Source organism: Haloarcula salina, assembly GCF_049603855.1.
GTDB lineage: Archaea > Halobacteriota > Halobacteria > Halobacteriales > Haloarculaceae > Haloarcula > Haloarcula salina_A.
In genome coordinates this window covers 570,618-590,019 of record NZ_CP187146.1, presented here as the reverse complement: position 1 = coordinate 590,019, position 19,402 = coordinate 570,618, and the positions used below count along the sequence as shown (strand labels likewise).

General features: G+C 67.5%; 20 protein-coding genes. 7 read left to right on the top strand and 13 right to left on the bottom strand.

Annotated features, from left to right (window positions below):
• Positions 1 to 52: 52 nt before the first annotated feature.
• Entirely contained in the window at positions 53 to 550 is a 498-nt protein-coding gene (locus ACOZ4I_RS02995; RefSeq protein ID WP_424002884.1) for a hypothetical protein, read from the bottom strand.
• Positions 551 to 986: 436 nt separating this feature from the next.
• Between ACOZ4I_RS02995 and ACOZ4I_RS02990 the strand changes: the two genes are divergently transcribed.
• Together ACOZ4I_RS02990 and ACOZ4I_RS02985 are read left to right on the top strand one after the other, a co-directional pair.
• Positions 987 to 2,099, top strand: coding sequence for a glutamate-cysteine ligase family protein (locus ACOZ4I_RS02990; protein WP_424004775.1), 1,113 nt, complete (start codon positions 987 to 989; stop codon positions 2,097 to 2,099).
• Positions 2,100 to 2,156: 57 nt separating this feature from the next.
• Positions 2,157 to 2,831: an MBL fold metallo-hydrolase gene (locus tag ACOZ4I_RS02985; RefSeq protein ID WP_424002882.1), complete on the top strand. Its 675-nt coding sequence runs from the start codon at positions 2,157 to 2,159 to the stop codon at positions 2,829 to 2,831.
• Here the strand turns inward: ACOZ4I_RS02985 and ACOZ4I_RS02980 are convergent, their stop codons facing one another.
• The 7 genes from ACOZ4I_RS02980 to ACOZ4I_RS02950 form a co-directional block, all read right to left on the bottom strand.
• Positions 2,832 to 3,146, bottom strand: coding sequence for a DUF7126 family protein (locus ACOZ4I_RS02980; RefSeq protein ID WP_424002880.1), 315 nt, complete (start codon positions 3,144 to 3,146; stop codon positions 2,832 to 2,834). It lies immediately after the preceding gene.
• Positions 3,143 to 4,060, bottom strand: coding sequence for a glutamine-hydrolyzing GMP synthase (gene guaA, locus ACOZ4I_RS02975; protein ID WP_004963685.1), 918 nt, complete (start codon positions 4,058 to 4,060; stop codon positions 3,143 to 3,145). Before guaA ends, ACOZ4I_RS02980 begins: the two co-directional genes overlap by 4 nt.
• Positions 4,060 to 5,721 (bottom strand): CTP synthase, encoded by a 1,662-nt coding sequence (locus ACOZ4I_RS02970; RefSeq protein ID WP_424002877.1) that lies wholly within the window; start codon positions 5,719 to 5,721, stop codon positions 4,060 to 4,062. The genes guaA and ACOZ4I_RS02970 overlap by 1 nt, the downstream gene beginning before the upstream one ends.
• A 68-nt stretch (positions 5,722 to 5,789) precedes the next feature.
• Positions 5,790 to 5,990 (bottom strand): hypothetical protein, encoded by a 201-nt coding sequence (locus ACOZ4I_RS02965; RefSeq protein ID WP_424002875.1) that lies wholly within the window; start codon positions 5,988 to 5,990, stop codon positions 5,790 to 5,792.
• 41 nt (positions 5,991 to 6,031) lie between these two features.
• Positions 6,032 to 6,208 (bottom strand): hypothetical protein, encoded by a 177-nt coding sequence (locus tag ACOZ4I_RS02960; RefSeq protein WP_424002873.1) that lies wholly within the window; start codon positions 6,206 to 6,208, stop codon positions 6,032 to 6,034.
• Positions 6,209 to 6,275: 67 nt separating this feature from the next.
• Positions 6,276 to 7,130, bottom strand: a complete 855-nt coding sequence (locus ACOZ4I_RS02955) for a hypothetical protein (protein WP_424002871.1) — start codon at positions 7,128 to 7,130, stop codon at positions 6,276 to 6,278.
• A gap of 109 nt (positions 7,131 to 7,239) precedes the next feature.
• Positions 7,240 to 7,833: an alpha/beta hydrolase gene (locus ACOZ4I_RS02950; RefSeq protein ID WP_424002869.1), complete on the bottom strand. Its 594-nt coding sequence runs from the start codon at positions 7,831 to 7,833 to the stop codon at positions 7,240 to 7,242.
• A 131-nt stretch (positions 7,834 to 7,964) separates the two neighbouring features.
• On the opposite strand from ACOZ4I_RS02950, the gene ACOZ4I_RS02945 reads away from it, so the two are divergent.
• Positions 7,965 to 8,807 carry a PspA/IM30 family protein gene (locus ACOZ4I_RS02945; protein ID WP_424002867.1) on the top strand — a complete coding sequence of 281 codons (843 nt, stop codon included), beginning with the start codon at positions 7,965 to 7,967 and terminating at the stop codon, positions 8,805 to 8,807.
• Between the two features lie 33 nt (positions 8,808 to 8,840).
• Here the strand turns inward: ACOZ4I_RS02945 and ACOZ4I_RS02940 are convergent, their stop codons facing one another.
• The 5 genes from ACOZ4I_RS02940 to ACOZ4I_RS02920 form a co-directional block, all read right to left on the bottom strand.
• Positions 8,841 to 10,769: an SLC13 family permease gene (locus ACOZ4I_RS02940; protein WP_424002865.1), complete on the bottom strand. Its 1,929-nt coding sequence runs from the start codon at positions 10,767 to 10,769 to the stop codon at positions 8,841 to 8,843.
• A gap of 111 nt (positions 10,770 to 10,880) precedes the next feature.
• Positions 10,881 to 11,783, bottom strand: coding sequence for a diacylglycerol/lipid kinase family protein (locus ACOZ4I_RS02935; protein ID WP_424002863.1), 903 nt, complete (start codon positions 11,781 to 11,783; stop codon positions 10,881 to 10,883).
• A 53-nt stretch (positions 11,784 to 11,836) separates the two neighbouring features.
• The gene (locus ACOZ4I_RS02930) at positions 11,837 to 12,844 is read right to left on the bottom strand and encodes a hypothetical protein (protein WP_424004774.1); all 1,008 of its coding nucleotides are present in this window, start codon (positions 12,842 to 12,844) and stop codon (positions 11,837 to 11,839) included.
• A 186-nt stretch (positions 12,845 to 13,030) separates the two neighbouring features.
• A complete protein-coding gene (gene thrS / locus ACOZ4I_RS02925) occupies positions 13,031 to 14,959 on the bottom strand; it encodes a threonine--tRNA ligase (protein WP_424002861.1) in 1,929 nt (642 codons plus the stop codon).
• 49 nt (positions 14,960 to 15,008) lie between these two features.
• On the bottom strand, positions 15,009 to 15,593 hold the full coding sequence (locus ACOZ4I_RS02920) for an HTH domain-containing protein (protein ID WP_424002859.1): 585 nt from the start codon (positions 15,591 to 15,593) through the stop codon (positions 15,009 to 15,011).
• A gap of 186 nt (positions 15,594 to 15,779) precedes the next feature.
• Here ACOZ4I_RS02920 and ACOZ4I_RS02915 point away from each other — a divergent pair, with 186 nt between their 5' ends.
• From ACOZ4I_RS02915 to ACOZ4I_RS02900, 4 genes are all read left to right on the top strand, one after another.
• A complete protein-coding gene (locus tag ACOZ4I_RS02915; protein WP_424002857.1) occupies positions 15,780 to 16,211 on the top strand; it encodes a universal stress protein in 432 nt (143 codons plus the stop codon).
• A 151-nt stretch (positions 16,212 to 16,362) separates the two neighbouring features.
• Positions 16,363 to 16,875: a gamma carbonic anhydrase family protein gene (locus ACOZ4I_RS02910; RefSeq protein WP_424002855.1), complete on the top strand. Its 513-nt coding sequence runs from the start codon at positions 16,363 to 16,365 to the stop codon at positions 16,873 to 16,875.
• Between the two features lie 69 nt (positions 16,876 to 16,944).
• Positions 16,945 to 18,855 (top strand): hypothetical protein, encoded by a 1,911-nt coding sequence (locus ACOZ4I_RS02905; protein WP_424002853.1) that lies wholly within the window; start codon positions 16,945 to 16,947, stop codon positions 18,853 to 18,855.
• A 72-nt stretch (positions 18,856 to 18,927) separates the two neighbouring features.
• Positions 18,928 to 19,401 (top strand): redoxin domain-containing protein, encoded by a 474-nt coding sequence (locus tag ACOZ4I_RS02900; RefSeq protein ID WP_424002851.1) that lies wholly within the window; start codon positions 18,928 to 18,930, stop codon positions 19,399 to 19,401.
• The last annotated feature ends 1 nt before the right edge of the window (position 19,402 follow it).

The window sequence follows — 19,402 nt, the reverse complement described above, 5'->3', positions numbered from 1 at the left end:
GTCGGCGCTCTGCGGACCGCTGAGTCAGGCGTCGTCCGACCGCCGGGAGTCCCTACTCCGGGCCGCAGTCCGTGTTGCCCTCGTCGACCATCCGCATGTCGACGTACTCGTCGCCGCTCTCGGCCAGCCAGACCTTGTGCCCGTACTCGTTGCCGAGGCGGGCCGAACCGGTCGATTCGAATATCCGCGTGCTCGAACTGGTGTGGAGGTGGACCCGACACGACGACAGTTCCCAGAAGTCGTCGCCCCGCGAGGTCCGGTCGCCCTGCTTACGCAGGTAGACGTGCGTGACGTTCGGCATGCAGATGGTCATCCGGTCCAGTTGCTCGGCCGCCGTCGCCGGTTCCTTCCCACCGTAGAAGTCCGCGTACTGCCCGAAGGAGTAGGTGACGACGGTCCCCTCCTCCCAGTCGTCGAAATCGGCCACGTCGAGAGCGAACTCCCGGCCGCCGACAGTCCCACAGACGCCGAGGTACACGTGGTCGTCGGTCCCTTCGTAGCGACCGGACCCAGTCGTTAGCGAGACGAAGACCCCCGAAACGTCGCTCATTCGCCTGGCTCCCTTGGCCTGGGCAGTCGCTCACTGATCCGTCCGCGCCGCCGAGTGGTGTATCGCATGCGTTGTGCTCCTGTCTCGCGAGAGACGGTGTGTATGGCTCGCTAGCGGCCATAATACCGGGAAACCGTTCACCGGAGAAGTCACCGATTACGGACGCGCGTGGCGCGGTTCGATCCGCTGGCGCCGAGCGCGACCGTCGGTCGAGTAACCTCGAAATACCCTGAGTGGCAATGGAGGCCGGTGGAGTCCCGAGTCGTCCGAACAGCATTGCAGATTCCGCTCGGCGGAACGCCGGATCTCGTCAGCCCGGAGCAAATATTGCGACACGCGAAACTATCATGAGTCCGCTCGCCCGACTGCAGTTGTGGTGTGGTATCAATAGTCTCGGGTGGAAATAACACACCGACGAAACCGCACCGTGGATACCGTGTCTGTACACGACTCCGAGCCGATACGACAGAGCGTCGAGGTCGAGTACTGGGTGATAGACGAGGACGGTCGGCTGGTCGACCCGGGACCGCTCGTCGAGGCGACACCGGGAGCCGAGCGAGAGTTCGTCGAGCCGGTGCTGGAGATCAAGACCACCCCGTGCGGGACGACCGCCGACCTCCGCGAGGAACTGCTCGGGCGGATCCGAACCGTCCTGGAACTGGCTGCAGAGCTTGGAAAGGGACTCGTCCCGCTTGCGACACCGATCTACGCCGACGAGATTCAGGAACTACCGAGCGACCGGACACGCGTCCAGAACTGCGTCGTGGGCGAGGATTTCGAGTACGTACGCCACTGTGCCGGGACGCACATCCACGTCGAGCAGCGTCTCGGTCGCGCCGTCGATCAGTTGAACGCGCTCGTCGCCATCGACCCCGCGCTCGCGCTGGTCTCGTCCTCGCCGTACTTCCGGGGCCAGCGCATCGCCGACGGGGCGCGCTCGAAGCTGTACCGCTGGATGGCGTACAACTCCGTCCCACACCAGGGGTGGCTGTGGTCTTACGTATCCGACGAGGCGGAGTGGAACCGGCGACTCGAACGCCGCTACGAGGACTTCGTGACCGCGGCCGTCGACGCGGGCATCGACCGACACACCGTCGAGGCGAACTTCGATCCCGAGAGCGCCGTCTGGACGCCGGTACAGCTCAGAGGTGAGTTCGGCACCGTCGAGTGGCGCTCGCCCGACACCGCGCTCCCGAGCCAGGTCGTCCAGCTGACCGACGACGTGACCGATTTCGTCGGCGGACTCCGCAACACCGACGTCCGCATCGACGGCGACACCGGTCGAGTGACCGACGACGAGGTTGTCCTCCCGGAGTTCGACGCCGTGCTCGACTACGTCGACGACGCGATTCGGGAGGGAACGGCCGACGCGGAAGTGTGCGCCTACCTCGACCGGATGGGGTTCGACGTGGACGCATACGACCCTATCTCGCAGGAGGTCGACGGCCGGGAGCCGGTGTCGCCGGAGACCGCACGGGAACTCCGTCTCGAATACGCGGACCGACTCGAACGGGACGTGCGCCGGGCCGACAGAGCGCGTCTGGATTGAAGACGGCCGCGGGGCGAGTGACCAACCGTTTTGTCGGCCGCGTCCCTACGCCGTCGCATGGTAACGGCGCTCGCTGACGCCGTCTGGTGGTACGACCTCCGGGGAGTCAACGCCGCACTCGTCGACGACGACGGCGACCTGACGCTCGTGGACGCGGGGATGCCCTGGCACGGCAACACGCTCATCGCGGGCCTCGCCGACGCCGGCTACGAGCTCCGGGACCTCGACCGGATCCTGCTGACGCACTTCGACGTCGATCACGTCGGCGGCCTGCCCGCCTTCGACGGCGTCGACGTGACGATCTACGTCGGCGAACGGGACGCGCCGCTGGTCACCGGCGAGCGCGACCCGCCGCTCGACAATCACAAGGGGGCGTTCCAGCGCCTCGCCACATCGGTCATCGACGCGCCGGACAGTCCCGTCGTGACGCTGTCCGACGGCGACACCGTCGGGAGCTTCACCGTCTACGAGACGCCCGGTCACACGCCGGGTCACGTCTCGTACGTCAGCGAGCGCTACTCGCTGGCGTTGCTGGGTGACCTCGTTCGCGAGGACAGCGGCCGATTCGAGCCGTCGCCGTGGCTGCTGAGCTACGATACCGACGAGGCAGCGCGAAGCGTCAAAACGTTCTACGAGGGCGCGCCCGACTTCGAGGTGGCCGTGCCGGGTCACGGCGTCCCCTTCCAGCGCGACGGGGCCGACCGATTCGACCGGCTGGCGGCGACGCTGTGATCAGTCCAGTTCCTCGGCGACGGCCTCGGGGTCGAGCAGGTTCGGGTCGACGACGAGGTCGGCCTGTCTGCTCGCGAAGTCTGGGAGCGAGCCCTCGGCGTAGACGACGACCCGGAGGTCGGGGTTGAGGTCCTTGGCGACGGCGATAGAGGTGGCCTGCTCCATCTCCGTGAGCAGGTACACGTCGGCGTCGTGGATGCCGGCCTCCTCCAGTCCGGGCCGGTTGCCGATGTCGGCGACCGTGACCGCGTGGCCCTCGGCGTCGAGCGCGTCGGTCAGCCCGTTGGGGTCCGTCCCGACGAGGACGACCTTCATTCGTACTCGATGGTCGCCGGCGGTTTGTGAGTCACGTCGTAGACGACGCGGGCGACGTTCTCGTGGGCCCCGGTGATGCGCGACTGCATGCGCTGGAGCGTGTCCCAGTCGAGTTCCTGCGCCCGGGCAGTCATGCCGTCGCGGCTCTCGACGGAGCGGACGGCGACGACCCAGCCGTGGACGCGGTTGTCGCCCTTGACGCCCGTGGCCTTGCCGATGACGGCGGCCAGCGCCTGCCAGGGCTCGTACTCCTCCAGTTCCTCCTCGACGACGTGGTTGGCTTCGCGAGCCACCGCCAGTTTCTCCTCGGTGACCTCGCCGATGATTCGGACGGCGAGTCCGGGACCGGGGAACGGCATCCGCTCGGAGATGATCTCTTCTAAGTCGAGCGCGCGGGCCACTTCCCGCACCTCGTCCTTGTAGAGGTCCCGCATCGGCTCGACGATGCCGTCGAAGTCGATGCGCTCGGGCAGACCGCCGACGTTGTGGTGGGACTTGATGGTCCCCTCGCTCTCGATGCGGTCGGGGTAGATGGTCCCCTGGACGAGGTAGTCGGCGTCGACCTCGCGGGCGACCGTCTCGAACTCCCGGATGAACTGCTCGCCGATGATGTGGCGCTTCTCCTCGGGGTCGGTCTCGCCTTCGAGTTCGTCGAGGAAGCGGTCCTGCGCCTCGACGATTCGCAGCGAGTCCATGTAGTCGAAGGTCTCGCGGATCTCGTCGGTCTCGCCCTTCCGCATCAGTCCGGTGTCGACGTAGACTGCGGTGAGCTGGTCGCCGATGGCCTCATAGGCCAGTGCGGCGGCGGTCGAGGAGTCGACGCCGCCGGAGAGCCCGATGACGGCGTGCTTGTCGCCGATCTCCTCGGCGATCTCGGCTTTCGCCTCCTCGATGAACTCGTCGACGTTCACCATCAGTGGCTCACCTCCTCGGTCGTCGCAGCGTGGGGATCCTCGCCGATGACGGCTTCGAGCAGGCCGACGAACGGCGGGCTGGCGCGGGTCGGTCGCGAGCGGAACTCGGGGTGGAACTGCGTCCCGATGAAGTAGGGGTGGTCCTCGGGACCGAGTTCGAGGATCTCCATGCGGTTTCCGGCGCGGCCGGAGAACACCATGCCGGCGGCTTCGAGGTCCTCGATGTACTCGGGGTTGACCTCGTAGCGGTGACGGTGCCGTTCGGTGCAGGACTCGCCGCCGTACAGCGCCGCGGCGAGCGTGCCGGCGTCGATATCGGTCTCGTGTGCGCCCAGGCGCATCGTCCCGCCCATGTCCTCGATCTCGTACTGCTCGGGGAGGATGTCGATGACGGGATGGGGCGTGTCCTCGTCGAGTTCGGCAGAGTGAGCGCCCGTCAGGTCGAGGACGTTTCGGGCGTACTCGACGACGGCCATCTGGAAGCCGAGACAGAGGCCGAGGAACGGCACGTCGTTCTCGCGGGCGTAGCGGATGGCCTCGATCTTCCCCTCGGTCCCGCGCGCGCCGAACCCGCCGGGGACGACGACGGCGTCGGCCTCGCGCATCCGGTCGGCGTGGTGGTCGCTCATCTTCTCGGAGTTGACCCACTGGACGTTCACGTCGACGTTCTTCTCTAAGCCGGCGTGTTTCAGCGCCTCGTGAACGGACATGTAGGCGTCTTCGAGGTCGTACTTGCCCACGAGGGCCACGTCGACCTCGCCCTCGGTCTGCTGGGTGACGAGGTCGCGCCAGCGGTTCTCGCGCTCGGCCTCGGGCAACGCCTCGTCGGCGATGTCCAGCCGTTCCATCACGTACTCGTCGAGACCCTCCTCCTCGACCATCAGCGGGACGTGGTAGATGTCGTCGACGTCGGGGTTCGAGAAGACGGCCTCCGTCGGGACGTCACAGAACAGCGCGATCTTCTCCTTGGTGTCGATATCGAGTTTGTCCGAGCAGCGACCCACGAGGATGTCCGGCTGGAGGCCGATGGAGCGCAGTTCCTTCACGGAGTGCTGGGTCGGCTTGGTCTTCTGTTCGCCGTTCTTCGAGTAGGGCACGAGCGTGACGTGGGTAAAGAGAATGTCGTCCTCGTCTTCCTCGTGGGCGAACTGACGCAGGGCCTCGAGATAGGGCATCCCCTCGATGTCGCCGACGGTGCCGCCGACCTCGATGATACAGACGTCATTGCCCTCGGCGGCCTCGCGGATGCGCCGCTTGATGTCGTCGGTGATGTGCGGAATGATCTGGACCGTGCGGCCGAGGTAGTCGCCGGCGCGCTCCTTCTCGATGACGTGCTGGTAGGTCTTGCCCGTCGTGACGTTGTGGTCGAACGTCATGTCGATGTCGAGGAAGCGCTCGTAGTTCCCCAGGTCGAGGTCGACCTCCCCGCCGTCTTTCAGCACGTACACCTCGCCGTGCTGGAACGGGTTCATCGTGCCGGCGTCGACGTTGAGATACGGGTCGATCTTGACCGCTGTCACGTCGAACCCGGCGTTCTTGAGCAAGCGACCTGTGCTGGCGGCGGTGATGCCTTTCCCCAGGCCAGACATCACGCCGCCGGTTACGAAGATGAACTTCCGACCCAGTTCAGGGTCGTAGTCCGTTTCGGGTTCGGTCGGCATACCGACGGTGAACCCCGCGTGGTCTAAACGGTTTCGGAGCGCGCCATCTTCGCCACCCCGTCGCACTGTCAGCGCGGGGACAGTGGCGACCGCGTGAGCGTGCGCCAGGCCGTCACGAGCACCGCGAGCGAGAGCGCCGAAAACAGCGCGTCGCCGGGCGGGGATCCGACCGCGACGAACAGCAGGTATCCGGCGACGAACCCGCCGAGGAGTGAGACGACACCGTGGCGCGTCGAGCGGGCAACCGCCGTCCGCGTTCGCGTCGACATAATCCCATATTATTCATTATATAATATAAATTTACCTTCGATCACGGGTCGAGAACACCCGACCCGACGGCGAGGTAGGTGCCGAGGCCGGCCGCAAGTGCGAGGACGACCGCTCTGAGCGGTCCGCCAGCGACGAGCGTCGTCGTGTACATGAGCACCAGCATGGTCGCGAGGCTGGCGACGAACGCGACCGCGGCGTGGAGGAGTGGACGTGTCACGCCCCGCGCTACGGGCACGCGCCACAGCTGCCTTTCGATTCGGGTCCGGGGACCCGACCGGCGGCGCTCACAGGCCGCCGCTGGACGTCCCGCCGAATCCGGTGGTCCCGCCGGTCAGGCGGACGTAGAATGCGGTGGAGAACGTCAGGCCGAAAGCTCCTGAGACGGCCGACATGACGACGGTGAGCGCGACGTACCCGAGGCGGACGGACCAGGCCGTACTCGACAGTCCGGTGAAACCGTCCGCGATCACGAAGACGAACGCGAACGGGACCGCGACGATGAGCAGTCCGAAGACGGTCGCTAGCAGGTCGTATCCGAGCACGGAGACGACGTTTCCGCGAGCGACCGCGTAGCTCCGCTTCAGTGAGCCGACCGCATCGGCGTCGTCGACGACAATGGCGTGGGCGTAGAACTGGAGCAGAAACAACACCGCCAGAATGACCAGCGCGAACAGCAAGACGAGGACGCCGATGAGCGCGACAGCAGCCATCGACATCCCGCCCAGTCCCGCGCCGTGGCCGGCCAGCACGCTCCCGAGGTTCGTTCCCAGCGCGAGGACGAGCGCGATGACCAGCATGAACATCCCGAAGCCAACGATGAAGTACACCACCAGTCCGAGGAGCACGACGACGAGGATACGGAGGTAGTACGTCTTCCCGCCGGTCCAGAGCCGGGACAGGTCGGTCGGCCCGGAGAGTCCTTCACGGGCCATCGCGATCATCCCGCCGAGGAAGAAGGGCATTATCAGGTAGAACAGGAGGTTGTACCCCGACGAGGCGATGTTGAGGAGCGGATTGCCGGCGACTTGCAGCAGTAAGCCCGGGGCCTGCACGAGTGCGTAGAGGGCCGCGGCGACGAACAGGACGGGGTTCCGCTGGAGCGTTTCGACTGCGTCTCGGAGGGCCTGGAGGACGGCCATACCCGAAAGTCCACCAGATACCCGATAAGTGTTCTGTCCTGACACACGCGGCGTGGAACTGACTGGCGGAGCGACGGCGGCGAGCGGTCGGCCAGTGGTGCGGCCGCGACTAGAGTCGCTCGCAGAGGAACGGCCCGACGACCTCGCCGACGCGGTCGGCCTGTCCGAGGAAGTGGTGGTCGGCCGGCAGACGTTCGACGGCGTGGCCCAGCGCGGTGGCGCGCTCGGCGACCGGCAGCCAGTCGACGGTGTCGTCGCGCTCGCCGACGACGACCTGCACCGGGCAGTCGAGTTCGTCGAGCGCGCCCACGGCGTCCAGGTCGTCGGTCTCGCGCGCCGGCGGGGCGAGCACAGAGAGGGCCGCCGGCCCCGCGGCAGGACCGAGCTCCGCGGCCGCACAGAGCGCCACCGCCGCGCCGAAACTGTAGCCGAACAGCCCGACGGCCTCGTACCGCTCGTTCGCCCACCGGAGCGCGTTCTCGGCGTCGACGCGCTCGCCACGGCCCTCGTCCCACGGGCCGTAGTCGAAGCGCAGACAGCCGATGTCGGGGGCGACGGCATCACTGACCGCCCGGAGCCGCCGGTCCGAGCGGGAGCCGCCGTACTGCGGGTGGGGCGGACAGGCGACGACCACGGCGTCCGCGTCGCCGCGGTCGAGCGTCCCCGTGACCGAGCGTCCGCCCGGAATGCCGACGGGAGCCATACGACCGCCTACCGCGGCCAGGAAAAAAGCTCCAGCGGACGGCCGACCTCGTGGCCCGCCCGGCGCACGGACCGACAATATCTGACGCACCGCTGTAAGAAATTTAAGGCAGGCGAGCCCTATGCGGTAACATGGGAATCCTCTCGCGCGCGTCGTACGTCATCCGCTCGAAGCTCAACGCCGTCCTGAACAGAGCGGAGGACCCGACAGAGACCCTCGACTACAGCTACGAGCAGTTGCGCAACGAACTGCAGGACGTCAAACAGGGCATCGCGGATCTGACGACCCAGAAGAAACGCCTGGAGATCCAGAAACGCCGCCTCGAAGAGAACGTCGAGAAGCACAACGAACAGGCCCGGCAAGCGGTCGAGCAGGACCGCGAAGACCTGGCGCGCCAGGCCTTAGAGAAGAAAAAGCAGAAGATGACCCAGATCGAGGAACTGGAGAGCCAGATCAAAGACCTCCAGTCCCAGCAGGACACGCTGGTCGAGCAGAAAGACGAGCTCCAGAAGCAGATCGAGCAGTTCCGCACGAAGAAAGAGACGATGAAGGCCCGCCACGAGGCCGCGAAGGCGTCCGCGCGCGTCAACGAGGCGATGACCGGGGCCGGCGACGAGATGGCGGACGTGAACCAGGCAATCGAGCGCGCCGAGGAGCGCACGGAGGACATGGAGGCCCGCGCGCAGGCCATGGACGAACTCCGCGAGGACGGCGTCCTCGAGGACCAGCTCTCCGATAAGAGCTCGCTGGAGCGCGAACTGGAGGACGTCCAGCAGCAGGGGTCGATCGACGCCGAGCTCGACACGCTGAAAGCCGAAATGGGGAAGGGCGAGGCCGACGGCGGGTCGGACGACACCGAGAGCGTCTCGGAGTCAGAGCTCGAACAGGAACTGGCCGACGAGTCCACGCAGGTCGACGTCGACGAGAGCGAGGTCGAGGCCGAACTGGACGAACTGAAAGAAGACGACAAGTAGCCCGTCGGCACCGGGCGTCGTGAGCGGTGGGCTTCACAGCGGCCAGACGATCGACACCGAGAGCGTCGTGACGACACACAGGAGAAGCTGTAGCGGGCCGCCGACGCGCGCGAAGTCGGTGAAGCGGTAGCCACCGGGACCGTACACCATCAGGTTCGTCTGGTAGCCGATGGGCGTCAGGAACGCCGTCGCGACCGCGAACGTCACGACAGTGAGAAAGGGGAACCCGGCGACGCCGATCTCGGCCGCGGTGGCGACGGCGATCGGCACCATCAACACGACGGTCGCGGCCGGGGTGATGACGCTGGCGAGGACGGCCGTCAGGAGATACACCAGTGCCAGCAGCGCGAGCGGCGGGAGGACGCCGGCGGCGTCGACGAGGAGCCCGCCGACGAAGGCCGCCCCGCCGGTGGCCTGCATCGCCCGTCCCAGCGGGAGCAGGCCGGCGAGCAGGAACACGACGTTCCAGCTCACCGCGTCGTAGGCCCGCGAGGCGCTCAGCGTGCCGGTCGCCACCGTGGCGACGACGCCGCCCAGCGCGGCGATGTAGATGGGAAGCAGATCCAGCGCCGCGAGCGCGATGACGCCGAGCAGCGTCCCGAGCGGGACCGCCGCCGAGGCGTCGAGCGACGGCGGGCCGCCGTCGAGCGCGTCGAACAGTTCCGGCGGTCCCTCGGTCAGGATCAGATAGCCCTCGTCCTGGAGGTGGCCCACCTCGTCGAGGGGCGTCTGGAGCAAGAGCAGGTCGCCAGCGGACAGTTCGACCGCCGCGAGGTCCTCGTGGATGATCTCGTCGCCGCGGCGGACGGCGAGCGCCGTCACGTCGAACCGGCTCCGCAGTTGCACGTCGGCGAGCGTCCGCCCGCGGAGCCGCGACTCCCCGTGGATGACGGCCTCTGCGAGGACACCCGGGTGGCCGCTCTCTGCCAAGAGGTCGGCGGTGACGGACTCGCGGGCGAGGTCCCGCAGGTCGAGCGTCTGGGCGAACTGATTGACGGCCTGGCGGTTGCCCCGGACCGTCAGCACGTCGCCGGGTTCGAGCGGCCGGTCGGTCGCCGTCGCGAAGAACGACTCGCCGTCGCGGTCGATCTGGAGCACGTCGATGTCGAGCGGGTCGCTCGCGGCGATGACCTCCTCGACAGTTGCGTCGGTCGACAGTGACTCCCCCGCCCCGGCCACGTCCGCGACCGCCTCGATAACCTCGTCGGGGACGCCGCCGTCGAGCGCCTCCTGCACCGTCAGCCCGACCAGCGGCGACGCCTCGCGCACCCGGAGCTGCGCCAGGTGTCGGTCCATGTCGAACTCCTCGGTGAAGTCGGCGGCGGGGTGGACCCGCTCGGGGACCAGCGCCCGGCCGACCGTCAGCAGGTAGGCCACGCCGACGGCGAGGACGACGACGCCGACGGGCGTCAGCGTGAACATCGAGAACGGCCGGCCGAGCAACTGCGCCGAGAGGTCGCTGGCGAGGAGGTTCGTCGTGGTGCCGACAAGCGTGAGCGTCCCGCCGAGCATCGCGGCGAAGGAGAGCGGCAACAGCAGGTTCGACGGCGAGATGCCGTAGCGCTCCGAGAGCCCGGTGACGAGCGGGATGAAGACGGCGACCACCGGCGTGTTGTTGACGAACCCCGCGCTGACGCCCGTCGTCCCGACGATAGAAGCGAGCAGGCGCTGCTCGTCGCCGCCCGTCAGCGCGGCCAGTCTGCCGGCCAGCCAGTCGACGACGCCAGCCGACTCGACGCCGGCGCTGAGGACGTACATGGCGACGATCGTCACGACCGCGGGACTGGCGAACCCCTCGATGGCCGTCCGCGCCGGCACGCCGGTGTACGGTTCCAGGACGACCAGCGCGACGAGGACAGCGATTGCGGTCATGTCCGGCGGCAGCCACTCGGTGACGAACAGCGTCAGGGCGGCGGCGACGAGCGCGAAGACGACGAGCGCGCCCGTCGAGAGCGGGGCCATACCACGTCTCTCGACGGACGACGACAAAAACGTCCGGGACGCTGTCGGGGGATTTCACGGGGCGGCTCGCTCCGCCCGCCGACACGCCGTCGCTCCGGTCGCGCTGTCTCGTCACTCCGGGTTCGGCTCGTAGCCCGCACCCACGCGAAGCGTGAGGGCGCGCTCGCGCACCGACAGCGTCAGCGACTCGTGGGTGCTGAGTTCGCCGTCGCGGCTGAACGTCAGTTCGTCGCCGTCGCCGCTGACCGAGATCTCGTTCGCGCGAACGTGGGTCACGCCCTCGGTGTCGAGCGCGAGCAGGCGCTGGCCGATGGCCTCCGCGACGAGGTTCCCGGCGGGCATCTGCTCGACGACCGCCACGTCGAGCAGGCCGTCCTCCATGTCGCCCTGGCCGCCCTCGCCGACGAACTTCCGGGCGTTGCCCACCAGCAGGCACGTCGCCGTCCCCGACCAGGTGAACGGCCCGTCTTCGCCGACGGCCTCGATGTCGATGTCGAGCCCGTCGAAGCGCAGCGTCTCCTGGACACCGGTGATGAAAAACGCCAGCGTGCCGAATCGCTCCTTGAGTTCGCCGGAGGTCGAGACGCTGGCGTCGGCCGGCAGGCCGGCGATACAGGAGACGAGAAACGGCTCGTCGCCGGCCATCCCCACGTCCACGGCTCGTTTCTCGCCGGTGTCGGCGACCTCGACGCCGTGTTCGAGGTCCGTGATGCCGACGTTCCCGGCGAGGAGGTTCGCGGTCCCGGCGGGGACGACGCTCAGCGTCACGTCCGAGAGGTGGCCGGCGTCGTGCAGGCCGCGGACGACCTCGTTGATCGTCCCGTCGCCGCCACAGACCGCGAGTTCCGACACGCTGTCCCGGCCCGCCTCGCGGCCGAGTGCGAGCGCGTCGCCCGGCCCCGTCGTCTCGCGGACCTCGAAGCCGCGCGCCCGCATGAGCCGCGGGACGTAGTCGGCGTGCTCGCCGTCGCCGCTGACGGGATTGAGTATGCACCGACGGGAGCCGATCTGCATGTGCCTACCGTGTGGCGAGCCACACTTATACCGTTGGACTCGCCCTGAACGGGCTAGTCCCAGTTCACGTCGACCGACCGATCCGTCTGTCGGAGGATGAACGGACCGATGGAGAGCGTCCGCTTCGTGATGGTCACGATACGGAGGATGTACGACAGCAGGATTGTAAAGGGGAGAATCGAGAGGGTGGTCGTCACAGCGAGGATGAGCAGCGCGTCGGAAATCCCGGCGGTGACGCCGACGAAGTCCCGCGGGTCGAAGAACGTCTGAGAGGTGATCGAGACGAGCAGCGCCGGGACCGCGACGTACAGCAGCGTCCGCGAGAGGTTCGACAGTTCCCACTGGAAGTACAGCGTCTTGAAGTGCTCGCGAGCGGGACCGAACAGTTCGAGCGTCTCGACGAGGTCGACGAGGGATTCTTCCACGTCGGTGGAGAGGTCGGCGGCGTAGGACTCGCGGATGCGCCGGCCGGCGTAGAGCTTCCAGGAGTAGTTGTAGTTCAGCGCAGCCTTGATGACGTCGAACTCGCCGAAGGTGCTCCCCTCTAGCTGGTCGGTGACGTGCTCGGCGTTGCTGACTACGTCGTCGAGGTACCTCGTGAGCAGGTCCCGGTGCTCCTCGGTGAGGTCGCTCTCGTCGACGGCGTCCTGAACCGTCTGCGCCCGTTCGCCGGTCGCCCGGACCAGCGAGCGCAGGAACGCCGACGGCTCGGCCGGGCTGACGGCGGTCCCAAGCGTGTCGGCCACGTCCTCCCGGAACTGCATCGCGCCGTCCATCCGGTCGCGCTGGTCACCGACCGCTCCCAGTTCCTGGGAGAGGACGAGCTGGCTCAGCGTCAACACCAGCGTCACGGCCGTGATCGTGCCCGTGATGAGGGCCTGAAACAGCGTCTCGATCGGGTCGCCGCGCGTCAGCAGCGTCAGCGCCGACGACGGGTGGAAGTGCCCGACGGCGATGATCCCACAGAACAGCACGGCTGAGAAGAGGCCGGTCACCAGCCACCGGTCGGCGTCGAGCAGGAGCCAGAGGAGCCGCGTGTCCTCGGACGCGCGCTCACGCATGGTGTCGCTCGCCTGCCCGTTGGGGTCACTCGAGCCGCCGTCCGCGTCGGACTGGCCGCCACCGTCATCAGAGCGACCGTCGTCGGGGGTCATACGGCGACGGTCGCCCGCCGGGAATAAAAACGCCGGCCCGGAGTCTGCCGGGTGGACGGTCGAATGCAGAAAGAGGGGCGACGGCGCGCCGACTTACCGGCCGGCGAGGAAGGTCACGGCGGTCCGCTTCTGTTCGATCTCGGTTTCGAGATGGTCGCGGAACGCCTCGAGGTCGATGTCCGTCTCCTCGCGCTCCTTCCGGTCGCGGACGGAGATGGTACCCGATTCCTCCTCGTTGTCGCCGATGACACACATGTAGGGGACCCGATCGTCGTGAGCCTGCTGGATCTTCCGACCGACCGTCCACGAGCGGTCCTCGATGGTGACGCGGAAGTCGTCGAGTTCCGCCGCGATCTCCTCGCAGTACTCGATGTTGTCGTCGCTGACCGGGAGCAGGCGGATCTGCTCGGGCGCGAGCCACGGCGGGAACTTCCCGTTGTAGTGCTCGGTCAGCACCATGAAGAAGCGCTCGTAGGAACCGTACAGCGCGCGGTGGATCATCACCGGGCGGTGGTCCTCGTTGTCCTCGCCCGTGTAGGTCAGGTCGAAGCGCTCGGGCATGTTGAAGTCCAGCTGGACGGTCGGGCCGTCCCAGTGGCGGCCGAGCGCGTCCTCGAAGGCGAAGTCGATCTTCGGGCCGTAGAACGCTCCGTCACCCTCTTCGACGACGTAGTCGATGTCCTGCTCTTCGAGGACCGACTCCAGTTGCGACTCGGCCTTCTCCCAGATCTCGTCGCCGCCGACGGACTTCTCGGGCCGCGTGGCGAACTGGACCGTGTAGTCGAGGTTGAAGGTGTCGAGCGTGTCGAGGATGATGTCGACCGTCGCGAGCACCTCCGACTCGATCTGGTCGGGGCGGACGAACAGGTGGCCGTCGTCGATGGTGAAGGCCCACGTCCGGGACAGGCCCGACAGTTCGCCGCGCTGTTCCTTGCGGTAGACCTTCCCGTCCTCGAAGTACCGGACCGGCAGGTCGCGGTAGCTCCAGGAGTTCTGCTCGAAGATGGTCGCGTGGCCCGGGCAGTTCATCGGCTTCAGGCCGTACTCCTCGTCGTTGACGTCGAGCAGGAACATGTCGTCGACGTAGTTCTCGTAGTGGCCCGACTTCTTCCACAGTTCGGTGCGGAACACGTGGGGCGTCTCCACCTCGTCGTAGCCGGCGTCGCGGTTGAGCCCGGCGACGTAGTCCGACAGTTCGTTGAGGATCTTCTTGCCGTTTGGCTCGTACAGCGGCAGGCCCGGCCCGGTCGTGTCGTCGATGGAGAACAGGTCCATCTCCTGACCGATCTTGCGGTGGTCGCGCTCCTCGGCCTTGCGCCGGCGTTCGAGGAACTCGTCGAGTGCGTCCTGCGTGGGGAACGCGGTGCCGTAGACGCGGGTCAGCGTCTCGTTGTCCTCCTCGCCGCGCCAGAACGCCGCCGAGATTTCGAGCAGGGCGAACCCGCCGATCTCGCCGGTCGATTCGACGTGGGGGCCCTGACAGAGGTCCTCGAACTCGCCCTGTGTATAGAAGGAGACGGGGTCCTCGTCGGCGGCCTCCGTTTCGAGGATGTCCTGTTTGAAGGGGTTGTCCTCGTAGCGGTCGAAGGCGTCCTCGCGATCGACGAGTTCGCGCTCGATGTCGTAGTCCTCCGCGATGATCTCCTCGGCCTCGGCCTCGATGGCTTCGAGGTCGTCCTCGTCGATGTCGACGCCGGAGATGTCGTAGTAGAAGCCGTCGTCGGTCCACGGCCCGATCGTCAGCTTCGCGTCGGGATAGAGCCGCAGGAGGGCCTGGGCGAAGACGTGAGCCGCCGAGTGACGGAGCACGTCGAGGTACTCGTCGCTCCCGTCTGTGACGATCTCGAGTTCCACGTCGTCCTCGATGGGGGCGTGCTTGTCGACCAGCTCGCCGTCGACGACGCCGGCGACCGTGTCGTCACCCAGCCCCGGCCCGATTTCGTAGGCGACATCCTCGACCGTGCTGCCACGCTCGACCTCGAGCGGCGTCCCGTCGGGCAGCGTGACCGTGACCGTACTCATACCCGGGAATACGATGGCGGCCGGGGATAAGTGTATTGAGACGCGGGCGTCACTCGGGCAACAGCGGATCGGAGTCCTCGTCGATCGCCTCGGCCTCAGCCTCGACTTCGATTGCGGCTTCGGGACCGGTCGCTGGCGGCGGAGCGCTGGCGCGTTCGAGCGGCGAGAACGCCGTCGTCTCCTCGTTTCGTTCGAGCATCCGCAGTCGGTCGGTGACCGTCACCGTCTCGCCGTCGGCCGTGTGTGGGGTCACGCACGTGAGTTTCGCGCCGCGGTACTCCGCGAGAAGCTGGATTGGGAACACGAGTGCCCGGTACTGCTCACCGGAGATCTCTGACTCGACCGACCGAAGGCGAAACGCGGGTTCGAGCGAGCAGTCGTTTCGTTTGGCCCACTCCTGGAAGACGCTGACGCGGTTCAGTGCGAACAGCCCCATGTCGGTCCGGGCGTCGGCCGGGGTCGACGGAATCTGTCGACCGACGACGTGAACGGTCAGGTCTGACAGCGCGTCGCCGTCGGTAAGCGCATCGAGTCGGTCGATCATCCCCGCCTGTTGCTGGGTGTGTCCGTCTGGCAGTAACGAGCGGACATATAGCTCTGCCCGTGTGTCGTCCGGCTGCGTGCTCCCCTGCATCGTATGCAAACACTAGACAGGGACGGGGAAAAGTATTCCCGTTGACAAGTAATGGACACTCGGTATTTATATTGAACAGTGGAATCTGGAGAAAACTACATTCGAGCCGGGGCGAGTGGTGGGCCACGCGTCGCCGCCGCGACAGGGAGTACTATGTGGACACGGGCCGCAGGGCCACGCGTAGCAATGTACGACTCGGTACTCGTCGCCACGGACGGTAGCTCGGGAACGAACGAGACACTCGCCCACGCGGCCGCTATCGCGCGGGACAACGAGGCGACGCTCCACGGGCTCTACGTGGTCGACAAGCGCCTCTACCTCGCGGCCGACAAAGACGACCAGGACGACGTGCGCCAGTCCCTCGAAGAGGAGGGCGACATCGCCTTAGACGACATCGTCGTCGGCGGCGAGGAGTCGGGGCTCGACGTGGTCACGCGCAAGGAGGAGGGAATTCCGCACAAGACCATCATCGACTACGTCGAGGAGGCGGACATCGACCTCGTCGTGATGGGCACCCACGGGCGCACCGGCCGGGACCGCGTCGCGAACCTCGGCAGCGTCACCGAGCGCGTCGTCCAGAACGCGCCCGTTCCGGTCCTCGTCGTCCACATCGAGTGAACTGGCGGACAGCACCGACCAGTCCGTCGGTGCGGGGCCCGAGTATCCGCACGACCCGCTGATGCGGCCACGGTGGCGCCGTCGACCGGGCTCGACCACTGTCATCCGTCTGACCGGTATCTTTTCGGACGAGCGATACCCTGACGTACGTATGGACAGCCGAGACTACGCGTTCGAGGGAGCGGCGCCAGACATTCACGGGTACGCACACGTCAGCCGCGAGGCGACGCTCGTCGGGGACGTGACCGTCGGTCCCAACGCGAACGTCTGGCCCGGTGCGGTCCTTCGCGGCGACGTCGGTCCGGTCGAGGTGGGCCGGGAGTCGGCCATCGGCGACGGCGCGATCGTCCACGCGTCGACCGTCGGCGAGAAGGTGATGGTCGGCCACGGGGCCGTCCTCAACGACGCCGAAGTGGCCGACGGGGCGCTCGTCGGCTTCAACTCGACCGTCAGCGACGCCGTCATCGGCGAGGGATCCATCGTCGCGATGGGGACGGTCGTCCCGCCGGGCTACGAGGTCCCGTCGGAGTCGTTCGTCCGCGGGTCGCCGGCCTCGGTGACGCCGCTGTCCGAGACCACCATCGACCCCGACGAGGTGTTCGAGGCGTTCCATTCCGGCGACTACGCCAACCTCGCGGCCCGCCACGAGGACCTCTTCGAGTAGGGGCCGAGTATCAGAAGTGGCAACGGGTGACGGGTCACTTATAGTGGAAGAGCCCACACAGTACCGAGCATGGACGATATCGTCGACCTGGTGACGCGGTCGCTCGCCGACGAGACAGCCGCCGAGTTCACCGAGCGGGTCGACGAGCAGGCGATGAAGCTCCGGGCCGCCATCGACGCCGGGGAGTTCGACAACGAGGCGTTCTCCGTCGGCATCGAGGTCGAACTGTACGCGATCAACGCCGAGCCGGATCCGCCCGAACCCGAGGCGGACGAGGACGGCGAGGAGGAAATCGACGAATCGGACCTCGACGACGGCCTGAGCGGGTCGGCGGACGCGGCCTGGAGCGGGTCGCTCGACGCGCCGGCCGAATCCGAGGGCGGCGGTGGCGCGTCGCTGGAGGCGAGCGACTCGCTCGACGCAGCGGCCGACGCGGACGACGCGCAGGACCCGGAGAAGGCCGACGAGGCCGCGGACGCCGGGTTCGGCCCCGGCGAGGGCCCGTCGCTCGACATCGACCCGGACAGCCCGCTGGCCGAGGACGAACCGGAGACGCCCGCCGAAGACGAGGCACCGGCCGTCGAGGCGACCGACGACGAGCCCGACGAGCCGTACATGGATCCCGAAGACTGGGCCGGGCGGCTGACGCGACTGCCCGACGCCGTCTTCGAGGGCGAGGCGAACAAGGAACTGGGCCTGCACAACGCGGAGGTCAACACCGAGCCGGACAGCTTCGACGAGACCGGCATCGCGGTCCAGACCACCGCCGTCGAGATGCAGACCAAGCAGGCCCGCCAGCAGGCGAGCAACCGCAACTGCGAACTGGTGCTCGACGCGATGTGGACCATTCCGCCAGAGGAAGGGAGCGAGGCGTACCTCTCGGCTCACGAGACCCGCGACGGGGTCGTCCTGGCGGACAACATGCGCCAGGCTCCGCGGTACGTCGCGCTGGACAACGAGGCGCTGCGCCACGCCGGCGGCAGCATCGACTTCGACGTGCCGGGTTACAGCGGGTCCTTTCCCTCCATCCTGTTCGAGTCGCTGGCCACCTCGATCCAGCCCCACCTCCAGATTCCCGACACCGATGCGTTCCCCGAGTACTACAACGCCGCGATTCGGACGCTCGGGCCGCTGCTCGCGCTGTCCGCGAACTCGCCGTTCCTCCCTGCAGACCTGTACGACGACACGGACGGCCAGTGGCTGTGTGACAACACGCACCACGAACTGCGCATCGCCGCCTTCGAGCAGTCGGTCAACACCAGCGAGCACCCGAAGGTGCGCGTCCCGCGGGACCTCGACTCGACGACGGACGTGGTCGGCCGCGTCGTCGAGGACGACCTGTTCGCGCCGTTCCTCCGCGAGTGGCTCGAAGACGGGGACCGCGAGGACTTCGCCGACGAGTTCTGGGAGTTCGACCACAAGCGCGGGACGTACTGGCGCTGGCTCCGCTGCGTCGTCGGCGGCGACCCGGTCGAGGGAGCCAGCACCGAGCGCTCGCTCCGCATCGAGTACCGACCGCTCCCGACGCAGCCCCACGTCAAGGACGTGATCGGCCTCCAGTTGCTGACGGTCGGCCTGCTCCGGGGCCTCGTCGCCGCCGACCACCCCGTCTCGGAACTGCCCTGGCAGGACGCGGAAAAGAGCTTCTACGCCGCCGCCCGCGACGGCCTCGACGCCGACCTCTCGTGGGTGACGGTCCACGGCGAGCGGACCAGCGACCGCGAGGTCATCTACGACGAGGTCTTCCGCTACGCCCGCCGCGGCCTGGACGAACAGGGCGTCCCCGAGGCACAGGTCGAAGAGTATCTCGCCCCCCTCGAAGCACGATACGACGCGGAGACGACGCCGAGCGCCTGGAAAGTCGAGCGGGTCCGCGAGTATCTGTCCGACGGAGAGCCCCTGGAGGACGCGATCTGCTCGATGCAGCGAGACTACGTCGCGGCGAGTCGCGAACACCACTCCTTCGACGAGTGGCTCTAGCGGGGCGTTCAGACGGTACCGTGTCACACGGATGACGGGTGTTTATTCGGGTGACGCCGCTACGTCGGCGTGATGGTATCCACTGGCGATTCCGCGCCCGACATCTCGGCGACAGTCGCAAACGGTGAGGTAGAGGCCTTCGAACTGAACGACCACGTCGGTGACGGCCCGGTCGTCCTCGCGTTCTTCCCCGGGGCGTTCACCCCGCCGTGCTCGAACGAGATGGTCGCCCTGCAGGACCACCACGACGGCTTCGAGGACGCCGGGGCCACCCTCCTCGGAGTCAGCGCGGACTCGGCGTTCTCGCTCAACTCCTTCCGTGACGAGCACGACCTGGCGTTCGACCTCGTCAGCGACATGGACCGCGACGCGATCGAGGCCTACGGGGTCCGTATCGACATCGAGGACCTCGGCCTGCTCGGCGTCGCGAACCGGTCCGTGTTCGTTCTCGACGACGAGGGCACGGTCACCTACGACTGGGTCGCCGACGATCCGACGAACGAACCGGACTACGAAGAACTGCTGGACGCCGTCCGGTCGGCCTGAG